Annotated in this window: 19 protein-coding genes; 16 read left to right on the top strand and 3 right to left on the bottom strand. The window is 40.7% G+C overall.

Annotation, left to right across the window (positions count from 1 at the left end):
- Positions 1–104: 104 nt before the first annotated feature.
- The 5 genes from tnpC to IWB18_RS04000 all read left to right on the top strand — a co-directional run bounded on the left by tnpC (position 105) and on the right by IWB18_RS04000 (position 6,600).
- Positions 105–1,697, top strand: coding sequence for an IS66 family transposase (tnpC, locus tag IWB18_RS04020; protein ID WP_195682312.1), 1,593 nt, complete (start codon positions 105–107; stop codon positions 1,695–1,697).
- A 533-nt stretch (positions 1,698–2,230) separates the two neighbouring features.
- A complete protein-coding gene (locus IWB18_RS04015; RefSeq protein WP_195682311.1) occupies positions 2,231–3,061 on the top strand; it encodes a sulfide/dihydroorotate dehydrogenase-like FAD/NAD-binding protein in 831 nt (276 codons plus the stop codon).
- Positions 3,061–4,452: an NADPH-dependent glutamate synthase gene (gene gltA, locus IWB18_RS04010; protein WP_195682310.1), complete on the top strand. Its 1,392-nt coding sequence runs from the start codon at positions 3,061–3,063 to the stop codon at positions 4,450–4,452. The genes IWB18_RS04015 and gltA overlap by 1 nt, the downstream gene beginning before the upstream one ends.
- A gap of 476 nt (positions 4,453–4,928) precedes the next feature.
- The gene (locus IWB18_RS04005; protein WP_195682309.1) at positions 4,929–5,837 is read left to right on the top strand and encodes a 3-methyl-2-oxobutanoate hydroxymethyltransferase; all 909 of its coding nucleotides are present in this window, start codon (positions 4,929–4,931) and stop codon (positions 5,835–5,837) included.
- Positions 5,838–6,126: 289 nt separating this feature from the next.
- Entirely contained in the window at positions 6,127–6,600 is a 474-nt protein-coding gene (locus IWB18_RS04000) for an HAD family hydrolase (RefSeq protein ID WP_195682308.1), read from the top strand.
- Positions 6,601–6,666: 66 nt separating this feature from the next.
- Here IWB18_RS04000 and IWB18_RS03995 read toward each other — a convergent pair whose 3' ends face one another.
- Positions 6,667–7,566: a selenium metabolism-associated LysR family transcriptional regulator gene (locus IWB18_RS03995; protein ID WP_195682307.1), complete on the bottom strand. Its 900-nt coding sequence runs from the start codon at positions 7,564–7,566 to the stop codon at positions 6,667–6,669.
- A 176-nt stretch (positions 7,567–7,742) separates the two neighbouring features.
- Between IWB18_RS03995 and yedE the strand changes: the two genes are divergently transcribed.
- The 7 genes from yedE (at position 7,743) to IWB18_RS03960 (ending at position 13,832) form a co-directional block, all read left to right on the top strand.
- The gene (yedE, locus tag IWB18_RS03990; protein ID WP_195682306.1) at positions 7,743–8,825 is read left to right on the top strand and encodes a YedE family putative selenium transporter; all 1,083 of its coding nucleotides are present in this window, start codon (positions 7,743–7,745) and stop codon (positions 8,823–8,825) included.
- Positions 8,826–8,836: 11 nt separating this feature from the next.
- A complete protein-coding gene (locus IWB18_RS12560; RefSeq protein WP_195682305.1) occupies positions 8,837–9,055 on the top strand; it encodes a sulfurtransferase TusA family protein in 219 nt (72 codons plus the stop codon).
- Positions 9,056–9,058: 3 nt separating this feature from the next.
- Positions 9,059–9,595, top strand: coding sequence for a DUF3343 domain-containing protein (locus IWB18_RS03980; RefSeq protein ID WP_195682304.1), 537 nt, complete (start codon positions 9,059–9,061; stop codon positions 9,593–9,595).
- The gene (locus tag IWB18_RS03975) at positions 9,589–10,446 is read left to right on the top strand and encodes an NAD(P)H-hydrate dehydratase (protein WP_195682303.1); all 858 of its coding nucleotides are present in this window, start codon (positions 9,589–9,591) and stop codon (positions 10,444–10,446) included. Before IWB18_RS03980 ends, IWB18_RS03975 begins: the two co-directional genes overlap by 7 nt.
- 17 nt (positions 10,447–10,463) lie before the next feature.
- Complete coding sequence (selD, locus tag IWB18_RS03970; RefSeq protein ID WP_195682302.1) at positions 10,464–11,498, top strand: selenide, water dikinase SelD; 1,035 nt, start codon at positions 10,464–10,466, stop codon at positions 11,496–11,498.
- Between the two features lie 194 nt (positions 11,499–11,692).
- Positions 11,693–13,246: an ABC-F family ATP-binding cassette domain-containing protein gene (locus IWB18_RS03965; protein WP_195682301.1), complete on the top strand. Its 1,554-nt coding sequence runs from the start codon at positions 11,693–11,695 to the stop codon at positions 13,244–13,246.
- 286 nt (positions 13,247–13,532) lie between these two features.
- Positions 13,533–13,832 carry a hypothetical protein gene (locus IWB18_RS03960; RefSeq protein WP_195682300.1) on the top strand — a complete coding sequence of 100 codons (300 nt, stop codon included), beginning with the start codon at positions 13,533–13,535 and terminating at the stop codon, positions 13,830–13,832.
- 128 nt (positions 13,833–13,960) lie between these two features.
- On the opposite strand, the gene IWB18_RS03955 is transcribed toward IWB18_RS03960, so the two are convergent.
- Complete coding sequence (locus IWB18_RS03955; RefSeq protein WP_195682322.1) at positions 13,961–14,755, bottom strand: PhzF family phenazine biosynthesis protein; 795 nt, start codon at positions 14,753–14,755, stop codon at positions 13,961–13,963.
- A 20-nt stretch (positions 14,756–14,775) separates the two neighbouring features.
- Positions 14,776–15,153, bottom strand: a complete 378-nt coding sequence (locus tag IWB18_RS03950; protein ID WP_195682299.1) for a Rid family detoxifying hydrolase — start codon at positions 15,151–15,153, stop codon at positions 14,776–14,778.
- A gap of 205 nt (positions 15,154–15,358) precedes the next feature.
- On the opposite strand from IWB18_RS03950, the gene IWB18_RS03945 reads away from it, so the two are divergent.
- From IWB18_RS03945 to IWB18_RS03930, 4 genes are all read left to right on the top strand, one after another.
- Positions 15,359–15,712: a winged helix-turn-helix transcriptional regulator gene (locus tag IWB18_RS03945; RefSeq protein ID WP_225877752.1), complete on the top strand. Its 354-nt coding sequence runs from the start codon at positions 15,359–15,361 to the stop codon at positions 15,710–15,712.
- An 80-nt stretch (positions 15,713–15,792) separates the two neighbouring features.
- A complete protein-coding gene (locus tag IWB18_RS03940) occupies positions 15,793–16,149 on the top strand; it encodes a DsrE family protein (RefSeq protein WP_195682297.1) in 357 nt (118 codons plus the stop codon).
- A gap of 72 nt (positions 16,150–16,221) precedes the next feature.
- A complete protein-coding gene (locus IWB18_RS03935) occupies positions 16,222–16,992 on the top strand; it encodes a transposase (protein WP_195682296.1) in 771 nt (256 codons plus the stop codon).
- A gap of 85 nt (positions 16,993–17,077) precedes the next feature.
- On the top strand, positions 17,078–17,749 hold the full coding sequence (locus IWB18_RS03930) for a ZIP family metal transporter (RefSeq protein WP_207740738.1): 672 nt from the start codon (positions 17,078–17,080) through the stop codon (positions 17,747–17,749).
- Positions 17,750–17,803 lie beyond the last annotated feature (54 nt).

Below are 17,803 nucleotides of genomic sequence, written 5' to 3'. Positions count from 1 at the left end.
AAGCTAGAATTATCAAGGCTTTCACGGGTTAATTTTGTAGAAAAATCCCTACAAACATGGTATAATATTTGTAGCTGTTAATCGTAAATGAAGGGAGCCTGGTCATGACTACAACAACAAATGAATCTGCGTTTTTGGATATCATAAAACAACAAAGTGAAACCATTGCCGCCCTTCAAAAGAGCCTAGATCAGATGAATGAGGAATCCAAGCTGTTAAGAGAGCAGATCGATTATCTGACAAAAAAACTCTTTGGTCGTAAAAGCGAAAAAACTGATGTGATCTCCGGACAGATTGTTTTGGATGAAGTAGTCTTTGGACAGTTCGATGAAGCTGAAGTGTCCGCAATCCCAGACGAGGTAGAAACCTTGATAACCAAGAAGAAATCTCGTAAAGGATATTCCCGGGAAAAGGCCATGGCTGGTGTCGTCGAAGAAGATCGCTTTTATTCCTTGAGGGAAGAAGATCGAACCTGCGAGATTGATGGAGACCACCTTCACTATATGGGCAGAAAATATGTACGCACAGAAATCGAATATCATCCGGCAACCATGAAGTTGGTGCACCTTTACCATGAAAGCCGAGAGTGTAGAACCTGCCGCAAACAAGGACGTCCACACATCAGGACGGTCCATGGACCTGCTCCGGTGTTGCAGCATTCCATGGCATCTGCTTCAAGCGTGGCTTGGACCATGTATCAAAAATATGTAAATCACGTGCCCTTATACCGACAGGAAAAGGACTGGCAAAACCTTGGATTGGAGCTGAAACGCAGCACACTGGCTAACTGGATTATTAAAACATCCGGGGATTGGCTTGCGCCCATGGTGGATCGGCTTCGAGAAAAGCTCTTGGAGCAAAATTATCTGCATGCCGATGAGACAACTCTTCAAGTGCTAAAGGAAGAGGGGCGCCAAGCTCAAACCAAGTCTTATATGTGGGTATTTGCTACCGGTGAAACCAGTCAGTCTCCGGTTCGGATCTTCCGATATCATGCCGGTAGAAGCGGAAACCATGCGGCAAACTTCCTGAGTGGATATACCGGTTATCTGCACACTGATGGATATTCTGGATATGGCAAAGTCCAGGGGATCACTCGGTGCACTTGTTGGAGCCATGTGCGACGATATTTTATGGACGCCTTGCCCAAGGACAGCAAAACCCCGGAATCTACCTTTCCTAAAATCGGAATTGCTTACTGCAATAAGCTTTTCGAGATTGAAAGCAAACTCAAAGAGCTCAGTGCCAAAGACCGAAAAGACAAGCGTCTTGAACTGGAATTACCAGTTCTGGAGGCCTTTTGGACGTGGGTTGATGAGACGCTGCCTAAAGCACTTGCTAAATCTAGGATCGGCAAGGCTCTACAATATGCAAACAACCATAAAAAGTGGTTGATGACTTTTCTGGAAGACGGCAACTGCGCAATCTCAAATAACCTGGCAGAAAATAGCATACGGCCATTTACTGTAGGACGAAAGAACTGGTTATTTTCCTCAAGTCCGGCCGGGGCGGATGCAAGTGCTACTGTCTATAGCATTGTCGAAACGGCAAAAGCCAATGGCTTAAATCCTTACAAATATTTAGAGCATCTCTTGACTGAAATTCCTTCAATGGATATTCAGAAGAATCTAGAATCGCTGGACGATTTGCTTCCTTGGAATAGTTCAATACAAGCGGCTTGTGCCGTAAAAAAATAATAGATGACATGATGGCGGCCTTCTGATGAACCGGCCGCTTGTTTTATTGTTTACATGCGATTATTGACCGCTTACGAACTAAATATCATAAAAAACGAGCAAGGCACCCTACGTCAAATTGCGTAGAGTGCCTTGCTTGTTTTTTACCGTCATTCATACAAGTACACCCTCCACCCGACTTAAACTACATAGTGAATTTGGCCACAAAGAGGGTGACCGTTTTAATCAGCCTCGGTACAAGCAGCACGTCGTAGTCGGTGTTGACGGTGGGTAGCTCTTGAAGAAATAATGGCTGAAAAAGGAGGCGAGCACGCTATGATTAGATTGGTTAAAAAATTATCATCGTAATTTGAAATCAATGTTATTTTTTAATGTTTTAAACAATTGATTGTTTGCTTGGTTAAGTATATAATTTATCGTATGACTACAAGGTTTAGATAAATGAGTTTTGTTGAACCATTAAAAAGCTCATGATTATTAATTGTTTGATTTTATTTAAAGAGCTTAAAATATCATAAAGTAAGGGGTAAATCATGTACAAAATACTACGAAAGAAAACATTAAGTGAACAAGTAAAGCTTATGGAAATTGAGGCTCCGCTTATTGCTAAGAAGGCAAAAGCAGGACAGTTCATCATATTGCGTATCCATGAAAATGGCGAGCGCATTCCGTTGACCATATCCGACTACGATGCAGAGAAAGGCACCATCACCATCATCTTCCAGGAAGTGGGCAAGACGACTATGCACCTTGGCACGCTTGAAGAAGGAGACAGTCTGCAGGATTTCGTCGGTCCGCTCGGCAAAGCATCCTATTTTCCTGAGGGTATAAAGAAAGCGGCAATCATTGGTGGTGGCCTCGGAACGGCAATTGCTTATCCGCAAGCGAAAGAACTCCACAGGCTAGGCGTTGAAGTAACAAGCATCGCAGGATTTAGAAATAAAGATTTGATCTTGCTTGAAAAAGAGCTGCATGAAGTTTCCGACAAAGTCATTATCACCACCGATGACGGATCAAACGGGAACAAGGGCTTTGTTACGGACGCGCTCAAAAATGAAATTGAATCGGGGGAGAAATTTGATCTTGTAATTGCCATAGGTCCCCTCATTATGATGAAGTTTGTATCCCAACTTACAAAGCAGTACGGCATAAAAACCATCGTCAGCATGAACTCCATCATGATCGATGGAACAGGAATGTGTGGTGGATGCCGCGTTACAGTTGCAGGCGAGACGAAATTTGCCTGTGTAGACGGTCCTGATTTTGACGGACATGAAGTAGATTTTGACCAAGCAATGCGAAGACAGAGTATGTATAAAGTGCAGGAAGGTGAAGCCTGCAATCTTTTCAAAGGAGTAGAATAATGCCAAACATGCAAAAAGAAAAGACAAAAATGCCTGAACAAGAACCAAAAGTCCGTGCGAGAAATTTTGAAGAAGTCGCACAGGGATACACGGAAGAGATGGCTATCACTGAAGCTAACAGGTGTCTTCAGTGCAAGCACCAGCCGTGTGTAAAAGGCTGCCCGGTCATGGTGCAGATTCCAGATTTTATTAGCCTAATTGCGCAAGGAAAGCACATTGAAGCTTACGAAAAGATTCGGGAAACCAACGGACTTCCGGCAATCTGTGGAAGGGTGTGTCCACAGGAAGAACAATGCGAGAAGCTTTGCGTTAGAGGCATCAAGGACGAACCGGTAGCCATCGGCAGATTGGAGCGTTACTGTGCTGACTATGCCATTGCAGCAGGCGTAGAGCCGATTACATGCAAATGCACGTTGGGTAAAAAAGCAGCCATCATCGGTTCCGGACCAGCCGGTCTCACCTGCGCCACCGACCTTGCCAAAGAGGGCGTAGATGTGACCATATTTGAAGCATTCCATACTCCAGGTGGGGTTTTAAAATACGGCATTCCCGAATTCCGGCTGCCAAAATCACTGGTTCAAAAAGAGATCGACTCTCTGGTAGAAATGGGAGTAAAAATAGAAACTAACATGGTGATGGGCAAAATACTTGATATTAACGATCTGAAGGAGATGGGATTTGAGACCATCTTTATTGGTACCGGAGCAGGGCTCCCAAGCTTTATGAATATTCCAGGCGAAAACTTAAACGGGGTTTATTCCTCCAACGAGTATCTGACAAGGATCAATCTCATGAAAGGATACAAGTATCCGGAGTTTGACACACCTGTCATCCGACACAAGACAGTAGCGGTCGTAGGCGGGGGGAACGTAGCCATGGATGCTGCAAGGTGTGCCATGCGCCTAGGTGCTGAGAAAGTATATATCATATACCGAAGAAGCGAAGCGGAAATGCCTGCACGCAACGAAGAGATCGAGCATGCAAAAGAAGAAGGCATTGAATTCAACCTTCTCATGAATCCGGTAGAAATCCTGGGTTCGGAGGAAGGGGGTGTGACCGGCATTCGGGTTATTCGCATGGAGCTAGGTGAACCGGACGCTTCCGGTCGATGCAGACCAGTACCGGTGGAAGGCTCAGAATTTGATATCGACGTTGATGCAGTGGTTGTGGCTATCGGTCAAAGCCCGAATCCTCTCATGCGTGAGGCTACTCCGGATCTAAAGACGCAAAGCTGGGGCGGTATAATAGTAGACGAAGAGACCGGCGCAACCTCTATTGAAGGAGTATACGCCGGCGGCGATTCGGTTTCCGGTGCAGCCACTGTAATACTGGCTATGGGTGCAGGAAAAACTGCTGCGAAGGCCATGCTCGAGTATATGACCCAAAAATAATCCAATTTAAAAACCTCTTGTTGTGGGATGACGATAACAAGAGGTTTTTTTTAAGAGATCGAACGAAACAAAAAGGACGGTTCTTTCAAACAAAAGGGACGGTTCTTTTTGTTTGATGGCATGCAAACCTTTACTATTGTGTTTGTATATAAATCAATTTGATTTAGGCATTGCATTGTGGGTTTTAGTTTTATTAGATATATTGACTATGTTGCGGTAAAAAATGATAGAATAATTCCAAAGAGCACGCTTATTGTAAGTGCTCTTTTTTGCTTTAATGCGAGGGTATAAAATTCTAGATCAAGACAAATTCATACATTGAATCGGATGATATTTCAAGCAAAAATGAATACGATAAGCTGTCAAGAACAGTTTCAATTTAAAACAGGTAGGGTATAAAAGTGTTAAAGTGAGCTGGTCTTTGTGCGTAAAAGATAACAATCGAAATCAAGATGTCGGCGTTTAGCCAACAAATTATGAAAGGAAAGAAAAAAATGAACAGTGAAGAAATGAACAGGATGTACAGTCCGATTCCCAAGATGTCACTGGCAAAAAAAGGGCGAAAAACGATTCATTACCTGCAAAAACTTAAAGATGATGGAATTCACATTGTGCAACATTGTCCAAGCATGCTGGGACCAATGTTTACGATGGCTGCTGAGATGGCCGGTGTAGATATTTGTCGTTTACCGCCATCCGGAAGTTGGATAGGCCCTGATGAAAGCCTGAAACGGTCAATGGAATGGATAGGTGAACACCGAAGGGTTGCACCATATATACATATTAACTATGTAACCGATACAATTGCTTTTGCATCAAAAGAGGCCGCATTGGCAAACTTTTCGAAATTTCATATGGCTGGAGCGGATTCCATACTGCCCATGGGTATAAACAATGAGACACTGGAGTTTGTCGCCAATAATCATATCATTGTGTATGGGCACGTAGGTGCCATTTCCGGATGGCAGACTTTAGGTACACATGGTGGTTACAAGCGTTTGGGAAAAACTGCTGATGATGCCATGAAGATATTTAGAATGGCTTACGAATACCAGGAGTCTGGGATGAAAGCGATGTCCATCGAGTTGACACCTATCGAAGTCAGTAATGCCATAGCTAAAAAATTACGTGTTCCAGTAATAAGCATTGCTGCTGGTGGAGCATGCGATGGAAGCGAGATGGTGGATGCGGATCTCTTTGGATTGATGGCAAACCCTGCTACCCATGCCAAAACTTATGGATTGTTTTTGAAATGGGCTTCAGATATTTATCGAGCTTGGGGCAACGATGTGCGTACAGGGGCGTACCCGGAAGACAAGCATGGTTTCCATATGGAAGAAAGCGAGATCGACAAGTTTTTGAATAAGTTGGAACAAAAATATTAATGCCTGAAATGTTGAAAAAGATCAGCTCATAAAACAAAAGGGACGGTTCTTTTTGTTTTCCCAGATTCAGAACACTGCAGAGGCGGTATATCTGTTGATAGGAAGAATGCAAAGGCCCTTGAAAATATTGTAAATGCAGCACTTTCAAGGGATTTTTATACTTTAAAAACCCAAAACAACTTGACTTGATCTAGAAGTAGCCCCGGATGGAGGAGCATATCACAAACCCGGGGTTTTTGAATCATAATTTCTAATTTGGTCTCGGTTTTGGGTAAAGGAGGATCTTCCCATGTTGAATATTTTCATACCAGGATTTGGAGAAATCAACCTGGATCATCTTGTTTTGGATTATAACGGAACAATAGCAAAAGACGGTTTTTTGATACAGAGAACAAAAAAATGTATCTTGGCGCTGTCTGAAAAATTGACTATCCACGTATTGACAGCAGATACTTTTGGAACGGTCGCCAAAGAATTGTATAGTTTGCCTGTGAAGATTGAGAAATTGGAAAAAATTGGAGGCGAAACCGATCAGAAACGACGTTTCGTAGATGAATTAGGAGCAGAAAGAACTGTAGCTATTGGCAATGGCTACAATGACGAAGGGATGCTTAAAACTGCGAAAATCGCTATCTGCATTGTGGGCGGGGAGGGATGTTCCAATAGAACTCTTCAAAATTCAGATTTAGTGGTAACAGATATTGTAGATGCTCTGGAGTTGTTCATATATCCAGAACGGCTTAAAGCCACTTTGCGACATTAGAAAAATTCCCATAGTTATTTAGTTGATCCTTGCATGCTGAAGGATAAGGTCCATTCAGCATTTAAACTAAATATGGTTATTATTCCATGTGGAAACAAATTCCTTAAAGCGCTCTTCAGTTGGAGATAGACATCTATTTTTGCAGTATACAAGGCTGAAACAGCGAGTGAGATCCAAGTCCGATATGTCATATTTTTGCAGAAGTCCCATTTTTACATGGCGGTCTACTGCCACTTCTGAAATAAAACTAAGGCCCATGTTCAATTCCACCATTTTTACAATGGTTTCCATGCTGTCGCTGATAGTTTTGTTTTTGAATATGCTCCAATCCAATCCTTTTTTCTTCAAAGCATTTTCCACAAGCAATCTGGTTCCGGAGCCTTCTTCCCGAAGTATAAAAGCTTCTCCTTTCAGCGAGTTAAAATCCAATTTCGGCTGACAAAATTTTTTTTCTGGAGAAGCTATCATCACCAATCGATCATGATAGAAGTCTATATACTCCAATAGAGAGCAATCATACTTTGCTCCTACGAAACCAATATTTATATTTCCAGACAGCACATGGTCTACCACTTCCCTGGAATCCTTGTGTCGAATTGAGAATTGAACATCGGGGTATCGTTTTGCGAATTGTTTTAGAATACGGGGCAAGAGATATTGCCCTGGTATGGTGCTGGAGTATAGATCAAGAAAACCTGCAATGCTGTTCTTATGTTCTTTTATAGCTTGTTCTGTCCGTTCACACATATTTAGGATCTCCATTGCATAGCGATAAAAAAGAATTCCTCCGGGAGTCATTTTTATGCCCTTGTTTGTTCGATTGAACAAAATGATTTCCAACTCCGCTTCCAACTTATGTATATTGGATGATACTGCCGGTTGGGACAAGCACAAAAGGTCGGCAGCTTTTGAAAAGCTTCCTTGTTGGGCTACCATCACAAAACATGATAAATATTTAAAATCCATTTTTCTCCCCTCTTCCAGCATAGTTCTTATCTGTATTAATAAAACGAATAATCGATGCTGCTGATATAACAATATTTGATTTTTATTGAATTATTTACAAGTGTATAATTGTTATCAAGTATATTCCCTTAACGATTATTATATTACAAAATAGAGGAAAAGGTGGAGATTAAATAATGAAGAATGTATTTGCAACAAGACGGGGGATAGTGGGAGTTGGTTTGGCAATTGGAATCCTCGCTTCTCTGCTTCAATTTTTGGGAAATCCGGCAAATATGGGCATCTGTGTTGCTTGTTTTGTCCGTGATATGGCAGGAGCTTTGGGGTTGCATCGAGCTTCGGTGGTACAGTATCTTCGTCCGGAGATCATCGGTTTTGTTTCAGGATCTTTTATAGCAGCTCATGCGTTCAAAGAATTCAGACCCAGACTTGGTTCAGCTCCCATCGTCCGCTTTATATTGGGCTTCTTTGCAATGATTGGTGCATTGATTTTTCTCGGATGTCCGTGGAGAGCAGTGCTTCGATTGTCTGGTGGTGATTTGAATGCTATTTTGGGAATTCTGGGATTGGCGACAGGCATTTTCATTGGGACAAGATTTCTGAAAGCTGGATACAGCCTTGGATCCAGTCATAAAACATATATTTCAGCAGGATGGATCATGCCCATAATCATGCTCGTGTTATTGGCTTTGTTGATTTTCAATCCTTTTGTGGCAGGAGAAAATGTCAGTGGGATGTTGTTTTATAGTTTGGAAGGCCCTGGGTCCATGAGTGCACCAATATATATCTCTCTGGTAGTAGGACTGATTATTGGATTTCTTGCACAACGGAGTCGGTTTTGCACAATGGGTGCCATTCGTGATCTGATCCTTTTTAAACAGAATCACTTATTTGTCGGTTTGTTAAGTCTGGGAATTGCTGCTTTTATTGCCAACTTGGCATTGGGACAGTTTAACCCAGGTTTTGCCGAACAACCAGTTGCCCACACAATGCATGTTTGGAACTTTGGAGGGATGGTATTGGCTGGGTTGGCATTCACCTTGGCGGGAGGATGCCCGGGGCGTCAACTGTTTTTATCGGGAGAAGGGGATGGTGATGCGGCGATTTTTGTGATAGGAATGTTGGTAGGCGCTGCTTTTGCCCATAATTTCGGTTTGGCCAGTTCCGGTGCAGGAGCAACGACTTCCGGGATAATTGCCCTATTCATAGGGTTGTCGGCTTGCTTGGCGATTGGTTATACTATGAAAGAAAAAATGTAGGAGGGATCTCAGTGAAAGAAATTATCGATGCTTCAGGACTTTCTTGTCCACAGCCAGTTATTCGGACATTGAACGCCATAAAAAAGACACAGGAAAATGAATTGACGATAATCGTGGATACAGAAACATCTAAAGAAAATATAAGCAGAGCAGCACAAGCCCAAGGGTGGAAAGTGGACGATGTCGTATTTGAAGATGATCAATACCGTATTCTGATAAGGAAGGAATAAGAAATGCTAAAAAAATTTCAAAAAAGAAGAGAAAATACAAAGAATAATGAATGCGGTCGGGGTATGTTAGTTTTTGAAAATACTACGCAAGTGATTCGAGCTGAAAGTCTTTTAAAAAAGCAAGGAATGGAAATCAAGGTTATGGGTCCACCGTCCTATATCCGAACAGGATGTGATCTGGTCATTGAATTTCCCCTGATTCAAGAGCTGGCTATTTTGCGTTTATTAAAAGACAGCAACACGGTACCCATGCAAACAGTTCCTGTCAGTAGCGAACTACTGGAACCGGTGGATCTTCTTCACGAAAAACGGTATGGGAAGTATTTGATGATTCGTGCAGCCAATATGAAGATCACGGTGGATACAGAAACTAGGATGATCGTCAATGTGTCTGGAGGCGGATGTCCAGATGTTCCTTATCTGGCAGGGGAACTGGTGGGAAAACGATTGGATGAGGCGCCCGAACCCAGGGATATAGGCCATACTTTGTGCGCCTATGCACTGCAGCTGGCATTGGATCGGGTAGTGACGTTATGTTAGGGATTGTTGGAACCGTACCAAAAGAAGATTTTCCTATGACTTGTGGCAGAGTAGAATCAAAAGGGGATCATTTGCTAATCAAAGGAAGACAAGTAGAAATCAATCGGGGGACACCCTCCATGATTGCTGCAGCTGTGGAGACACTGAAGTATATGAACCAATCTGCGCCTTACTGCTATCTTGTTGGGGATGTAGGAGATGGGAAAGGCTGCGAAAAATTGTATCGTCATCTGATCGATACACTCGATCAAACATCTTTTAATACGATTTCTTTCCATTATTTCCAGCCGGATGTCCATCGCTTTCGTGATATGATGAAGTCCATAGACAAAATTAAGAAGAGACCAACTTTGATTGCAGACGCAGGTTTTATGTATGTAGCAAAAATGGCAGGGTTGGCACCATCTTTTGACCTGTTTACTCCAGATGCAGGGGAACTGGCTTATCTGGCAGATGAAAAGGCGCCTCATCCATTTTATACCAGAGGATTCATCCTCCACGAAGAGAATCTGGTTCCGGACTTGATTCGAAGAGCCTATGAACACGGTAATGCAGCAGTCAATCTTCTTGTTAAAGGAGAAAAGGATCACATCGCAAACCAAAAGGGGATCCTGTCGGTGGTAGAGGAACCTTCTGAAGAAAACTTGGAACCAATTGGCGGAACTGGTGATACCTTGACGGGGATCGTTTCGGGATTGATTGCTTCTGGCATGGACCTGTTGAGCGCCTGCATTGTGGCAGCAAAAACAAACCGCATTGCTGGAGCCTATGCGAGACCGACGCCAGCATCTCAGATCCATCAAATTATCAAATACATACCCAGAGCGTTGGAAGAATTGATCGATCAGTGAAAGCGAGGAGAATTTCGATGAAAACAAGATTGACACAAATGACAAAAACATCTGGCTGAGCAGCGAAAATCTCGCCAGAGATCTTGGCACAAGTGTTGTGCCAATTAAAGAAACCACAACATGATAAACTGATGGTAGGCATCGAAACATCGGACGATGCAGCGGTATATTATATCAACGATGAAACGGCATTGATCCAAACATTGGATTTTTTCACTCCCGTTGTCGATGATCCTTATACTTTTGGACAAATAGCCGCTGCCAATTCGTTAAGTGATGTATATGCCATGGGTGGTGATCCCATATTGGCATTGAATATCGTTTGTTTCCCCGATTGCCTTGATCCGGCGATTTTATCGGAAATTCTAAGAGGCGGACAAGACAAGGTCATAGAAGCAGGAGCAGTTCTAGCGGGGGGACATAGCGTATCGGATGATGAACCTAAATATGGACTAAGTGTAGCAGGGTTGGTCCACCCTTTGAAAATCATGACAAACAGTCAGGCAAAACCCGGAGACTTGTTGATTTTGACGAAACCATTGGGCGTAGGGATTATCAACACGGCTATCAAGGGGGAAATGGCCAGCCCGTCCGCTGTGGAAAATGCGGTTTTTTCCATGACCTTGCTTAATCGCATAGGGAAAGAAGCAATGGAAGATTTGGAAGGGGTCCATAGCATTACCGACATCACCGGATTTGGTTTGATCGGTCATGCCGTCGAAATGGCGGAGGCAAGTAATGTGACCATACGTTTGAACAGTAGGGAGATTCCATACATCAGAGAAGCGGAGGAATATGCTCAATTGGGTTTAGTTCCAGCAGGAGCCTACAAAAATAGAGATTTTTTCAAGGAGAAAATATTTATGTCCGAAGGAGTGCCTATGTATCTTCAGGACATTCTCTACGACCCACAAACTTCTGGAGGTCTTTTGATCAGCATTGCACCAAAAGATGCACCAGAATTGATGAACAGGCTTGAAGATTCACCCGTTGCTTATGGTTGTATTGGGAAAGTGGAAGTTTTTCAAAACCGATTTGTAATTGCTGAGTGAACTCTAAATATACCGTCGTCGGAATGATGTTAAGTTGTTTCGATGACGGTATATTATGTTTTGGGATGATTTTTCAGAATGCAAGAGGAGATTTCTTTTAAAAGCTATTGATAATTGACTCTGGAACAGGTAAGATATACAGGCAAAATAGTGCATCAAGCATAAAGGAATGGAAATTTATCAGAGGTGAATGAATGAGTATATTAACAGTAAAAAACCTGAATCATGGCTATGGTGGAAGAGAAATTTTAAAAGATGTGTCTTTCAGACTTTTAAAGGGAGAGCACGTTGGATTGATAGGCGCAAACGGAGAAGGCAAATCTTCATTTATGAACATAATAACGGGCAAGTTGGAGCCAGACGAAGGTCAGATAGAGTGGTCAAAAAGAGTTAGAGTAGGATACTTGGATCAGAATGCAGTTCTTGAAAAAGGAATGAGCATTAGAGATACCCTAAGGGGTGCTTTTAAATATTTGTTCGATCTGGAACAGGAAATGCAAGATTTGTATATGAAGATGGGCGAGGTGTCGGAGGAAGAATTGGCTGACATGTTGGAAGATGTCGGGACCATACAGGATATATTGGATCACAACGACTTTTATATAGTGGATTCAAAAGTAGCTGAAACAGCCAGGGGATTGGGACTGGAAGAATTAGGATTGGACAGGGATGTTGATGACTTGAGCGGCGGACAGAGAACAAAAATCCTTTTGGCAAAGTTGCTTTTGGAAAAGCCTGATATTCTGCTGCTTGATGAGCCTACCAACTATTTGGATGAACAACATATCGTTTGGCTTAAAAGATACCTGCAGGAATATGAGAATGCTTTTTTGCTAATATCTCATGATATCCCTTTCTTGGACAGTGTGGTAAATCTCATATATCATGTAGAAGATAAAGAAGTAACACGTTATGTAGGGAATTATAGCGATTTTGAAAGGGTTTACGAAGCTAAGAAATTGCAACTGGAGGCAGCTTATAAAAGGCAACAGCAAGAGATAGCAGAACTGGAGGATTTTGTTGCCAGAAATAAGGCCAGGGTCGCAACTAGAAATATGGCCATGTCCAGACAGAAGAAGCTTGACAAGATGGATATCATAGAGTTGGCAAGGGAAAAACCGAAACCGGTATTTAATTTCAAAGAAGGAAGAACTGCAGGAAAGCTTCTGTTTGAAACCAGGGATTTGATCATTGGATATGAATCACCACTATCGAAACCATTGAATCTCAGGATGGAAAGAGGTCAAAGAATCGCCATAGTGGGAGCAAATGGAATCGGTAAGACTACCTTTGTTAAATCCATATTAGGGCAGATAAATCCTTACAAGGGTGAAGTCGAGTTGGGAGACACATTGCAAATCGGATACTTTGAGCAGGAGATCAAGGAGAAAAATCAAAGAACGTGTATAGAAGAGATTTGGCAAGAATTTCCCGGTTGGACGCAATTTGAAGCAAGGGCTGCACTGGCTAAATGCGGATTGACAACAAATCATATTGAATCAAAGATGATGGTTCTAAGTGGCGGGGAGCAAGCAAAAGTAAGGCTGTGCAAGATATTGAATAGAGAGACAAACATTTTATTTCTGGATGAACCTACCAATCATTTGGATGTGGACGCAAAAGAAGAATTGAAAAGGGCCTTAAAGGAGTATAAAGGCGGGATATTGCTGATATCCCACGAACCGGAATTCTACCAAGATGTAGCAACTGAGATTTGGGATCTTGAGCAACACTCAATAAAACTTTAAAGTAAACAAAAGGACCGCAAACACAAACAAAAGGGACGGTTCTTTTTGTTTGCACAGAAAAAATCACTACTCAAAAAATCATGCTTTATGGATTTGCACGTAATTTATTGCATCAAGATAATAGAGTTGAATTATTTAGAATGCCAAAAATCAGTGATAATGTGGTACACTAAATGAGAAAGCTACAATACCTTATTGGTCAACGTTACTTCGGGACAACTAAAATGTTTGTCAATATCACCACCAGTTGTATTTTGATATAAGTAGAAAATAAGGGAAGGGGTAGATGATAGTGAGAAAAGCATTGTTGTTTGGTTTGATAGCGCAAATTATAATATTGATCGTTGCTTTTGTTATGCAAAATTGGCATTTTATTGTATCTGGAAATTTCATAGTTATCGGTATTGGGATTGTGGCCGGCAAGGCCAGTCAGAATTCTAGCGGATGGGAATTTATTGGTACCGATAAGAAAGAAAAAGATGAGATATATACCTATAGGAGCAAAATGATATGGAAATGGTTTTTGTTCATTTTGCCCGGAATTTTTGTGGTTTTAGTTTACTATTTTAAAGTTGGAACGCTGTAAAACAAAATGGACATTTCCTTTTGTTTGTACAGATATGATCAACTAATAATTAATATTCTAATGTTTAATGATAAATATAGCTGCAAATACCCCCCGATTCAAACCATCGGTTGACCGGAGGGTTACTGCTATTTTTCATCAAAACAAATATCTCCAACGAGATATAGCGATGCTCGGCCGCTTAATTTTACTCTTTCTCCGCAAAACTCACAGTAAACAGTGCCACCACGCTTTGATACCTGCCTTGCAACCATTCTGTCAAGTCCATTTTTTGATCTCCAATAAGGAATTAGTGAACAATACATCGTACCACAAACAGGATCTTCATCGATATTGAGTTTTGGCCAAAAGGCTCTGGCAACAAAATCAAATTCTTCACTTTTGGCTGTAACGTATGCAGATAATCCTTCTGGAAATTGCTTTATTTTAGAAAAGTCTGGTGTTAAATTCTTCACTGTATCCTCTGAATCATATACAAATATCAAATCTCTTTCAGTTTTAAGAACTTCTATTGGAACCGCACCTAATGCATCGACCATAAGGTCGGTCAGGTGATGCTTTTCAGGTGTGATAGTGGGAAAATCCATTTCATATAAATCATCTTTTTTCGTGACGATTAGATGATGATTTGCTTTTTTAGTATCAAAGTGGAGCTCATGGGCGTTTGTTTCGACAAACCTGAACAAGACATAAGCAGTTGCCAGTGTCGCATGACCGCAGAGATCTATCTCACCACCGGGGGTAAACCATCTCAATCCGTAAGACTCTCCTTCCTTTACGGTAAAAGCTGTCTCTGAGAGATTATTCTCTATTGCTATTTTTTCCATTTTTTCTGTAGGTATCCATTTATCCATAACACATACACCGGCTGGATTTCCTTCGAAAATATTGTCCGCAAAAGCATCGACTACATAATATTTCAGCAAAGCTCTTCCTCCCTTAATTATTTATGAGCAATAGCATCGATTTCGACCAAAGCTCCTAATGGTATTTTTGCAACTTCTACACAAATGCGTGCTGGATATGGTTCCTTAAAATGATTGGCATAAATTGCATTAACCTTTTCAAAATCTTTCACATCTTTAAGGAATATAGTGGCTTTAATTACTTTATCCATTGAACTGCCAGCCGAAATGAGTATTTCTTTCAAACTGGTGAGAATCCTTTCTGTTTGTTCTGTAACATTGCCAGTAAGAGTTCCAGAGAGGGGATCAATTGCAATTATGCCAGAAACATATATGATGCCGTTGTACTCAATAGCTTGGGAATAAGGTCCTACAGCTTTTGGTGCGTTTTCCGTATGGATCTGATTTTTTTTCATTTCAAAATTCCTTTCGTATTGTAATTTGAGTTTTACTTTTATTTAGAGATATTAAATATTATACTTAATATAAATAATAATAAGTAATTATGCAAGCACGCACATTTTTGTGCCTGCTAATACTGATGAGAATGTTGCCCCAACTCTGATATCGGAAGTTCAAAATTTATCATGTCAATGATCTGTGCGAATGAAGGAGGATTTTATGACAAAAAAGAGAGAATCGGATCTGATTAATAAGAATAATTGTGTAATGGTACATGCAATGGATATAATTGGAGGAAAATGGAGATTACCAATAATATGGAAATTATATAAAAATAAAACTATGCGATATAATGAATTAAAAAGAAGTTTGAGCGGAATTACAAATATTATGCTTACCAGATCACTGCGTAATTTGGAAGAAAACGGGCTTGTACATAGAGTAGAATTCAGTCAAAATCCGCCAAAAGTAGAATATTCATTAACAGACAACTGCATCAAACTTGTGCCCGCGTTGGAAGTGATTTATGGTTGGGGACATGAAAGGCTTTCGAAAAAGGACAAGGACTTTTAACTGATTTTAAAGAATGCTTTATAAAAAATTTCAAAGCAATTGAAAAAGTTAACAGTATGATTTAAATGGAGGAATTGAAAATGAATAATGAAAATCAAACAAGAGAAAACCTTTTGGTGGTATGGTCGAGTGCTGACAAGGAAGTAGCTTTGAGCATGGTGTTCATGTATGTAAGAAATTCGAAAAAAAAAGATTGGTGGGAAAGGGTTAAGCTGATAATCTGGGGTCCAGCTGCAAAACTGCTTGCTGTAGATGAAGAGCTTCAAGGGCATATCGAAATTATGAAAGATTTTGGTGTTGAGATTTGTGCGTGTGTTACCTGTGCCAATATGTACGGAGTAGCTCCGGTACTGGAAAGCCTGGGTATAGAAGTGATTCCTATGGGAGAGCCGCTTACAGATATGTTGAAGGAAGGTTGGGCTTCATTGACTTTCTAAATCAGGCAAACAAAAGGGACGGTTCTTTTTGTTTGCTTAAGCAGTAATATAAAAACTTTATGGGGTGATGTAGTGCCAAGAAAAGCCAGAATCGAAAGCAAGACAGGTTATTACCATATCATGACTAGAGGTATCAACAAAGAGAAGATATTTAAAACAGATCGAGAAAAAGAAAAGATTCTACAATTTATCGATGCCAAAGACAAGGAATTGGAGAGCAGGATAATTGCCTATTGTATCATGGATAATCATCTCCACATGATCGTGGACACTGAAAAAGATGAACTAGTAAGTTTGATGAAGGGAATCAACATATCATACGCCATGTATTACAATCAAACACATGATCGTATAGGTCCACTGTTTCAAGGAAGATTCAGAAGTGAAAATATTTTGGATGAAAAATATTTGTTTGGAGCAATAAGATATGTACATAATAATCCCGTTAAGGCCCAAGTGGTCAAAAGGCCTGAAGATTACTTGTGGAGCAGCATGCATGAGTACATGAGTGATAACATGACCCTGATTAACAGAAATACAAAAGAGGATATCTTGAATAGATTTACATCCAATAAGGAATTTAAAATATTTCATGAGAAAAAAGACAAAAATTCTTATTTGGAGGTAATTGAAGAATCAAGGAAAGACAAAGAAAAAAATGCAAATGATTTAATTGAAAAATATTTAGATGAAAAAGCAATAGAGAATTTAGGCCAGTTGCATAATAAAGATGAATTGATTACGACTCTGCTTAAAGAGGATATAACTTATCGCAGAATTTCGGAACTGTTAGGAACAACCATTAGTAGGGTTCACAGCATCAACAAAAGGAATTTTCACTGACGTTCGGTTGGTTTTTGAAAGTGAGGTGCCAGTAATGGCAGAGCAAAACATTTTTTTATGGGTCGCTATTTTTGCATTAAGTTCAATGATAATAAATACAATTGGCATCTGGGTGGTTTACAAAAACAAAAATTGGGTCGAACAAAACAAAGAATACTTCATGTGCTTTGCGGCAGGGGTATTGATTTCTTCTCCATTGATAATAGCATTTCCGGAGGCAATTGCAAAAAATAATAATGCTGGATTTGCTGCTCTGGCAGGTTTTATATTTATGTTTTTTAGTAACAGATTTATACGCCACAAAACAAAACAAGAAGAATTAGCTTTCGGTATAACGGCGATCGAAGGGATAGGCATTCACTCTTTGATAGACGGAATCGTTTATTCAGTAACTTTTAGTGTAAGCATATTTACAGGTATTGTGTCGGGAATTGGATTGATTGTGCATGAGTTTGCAGAAGGCGCAATAACTTTTTCTGTGTTGGTAAAAGGCGGAGTTAAGGATAAAAGAGCTTTCGTTTATGCATTTTTGGTTGCAGGGTTAACAACTCCGATCGGAGCATTTATTGTTTATCCATTTGTCAGTAATTTTAGCAGTCGTATTTTAGGACTTGCATTGGGCTTTGTTGTGGGAGTGTTGATTTATATTTCGGCTTCCCATTTATTGCCCGAAGTTAAAACTAACGAGAAAGAGCACTCTTACATAGCGCTTTTGGCAGGCATTACCTTGTCATTATTTATAATGGCAAGTAAATGATCCAAAAATTTGTGCTTGCGGACAATTGTCGAGGGATCATAAATCATTAGGTCC

This window comes from Alkalibacter mobilis (assembly GCF_015594845.1).
Taxonomy (GTDB): domain Bacteria; phylum Bacillota; class Clostridia; order Eubacteriales; family Alkalibacteraceae; genus Alkalibacter; species Alkalibacter mobilis.
Note: the sequence above shows the minus strand (reverse complement) of the source record. Positions and strands in the feature narration are given on the sequence as shown.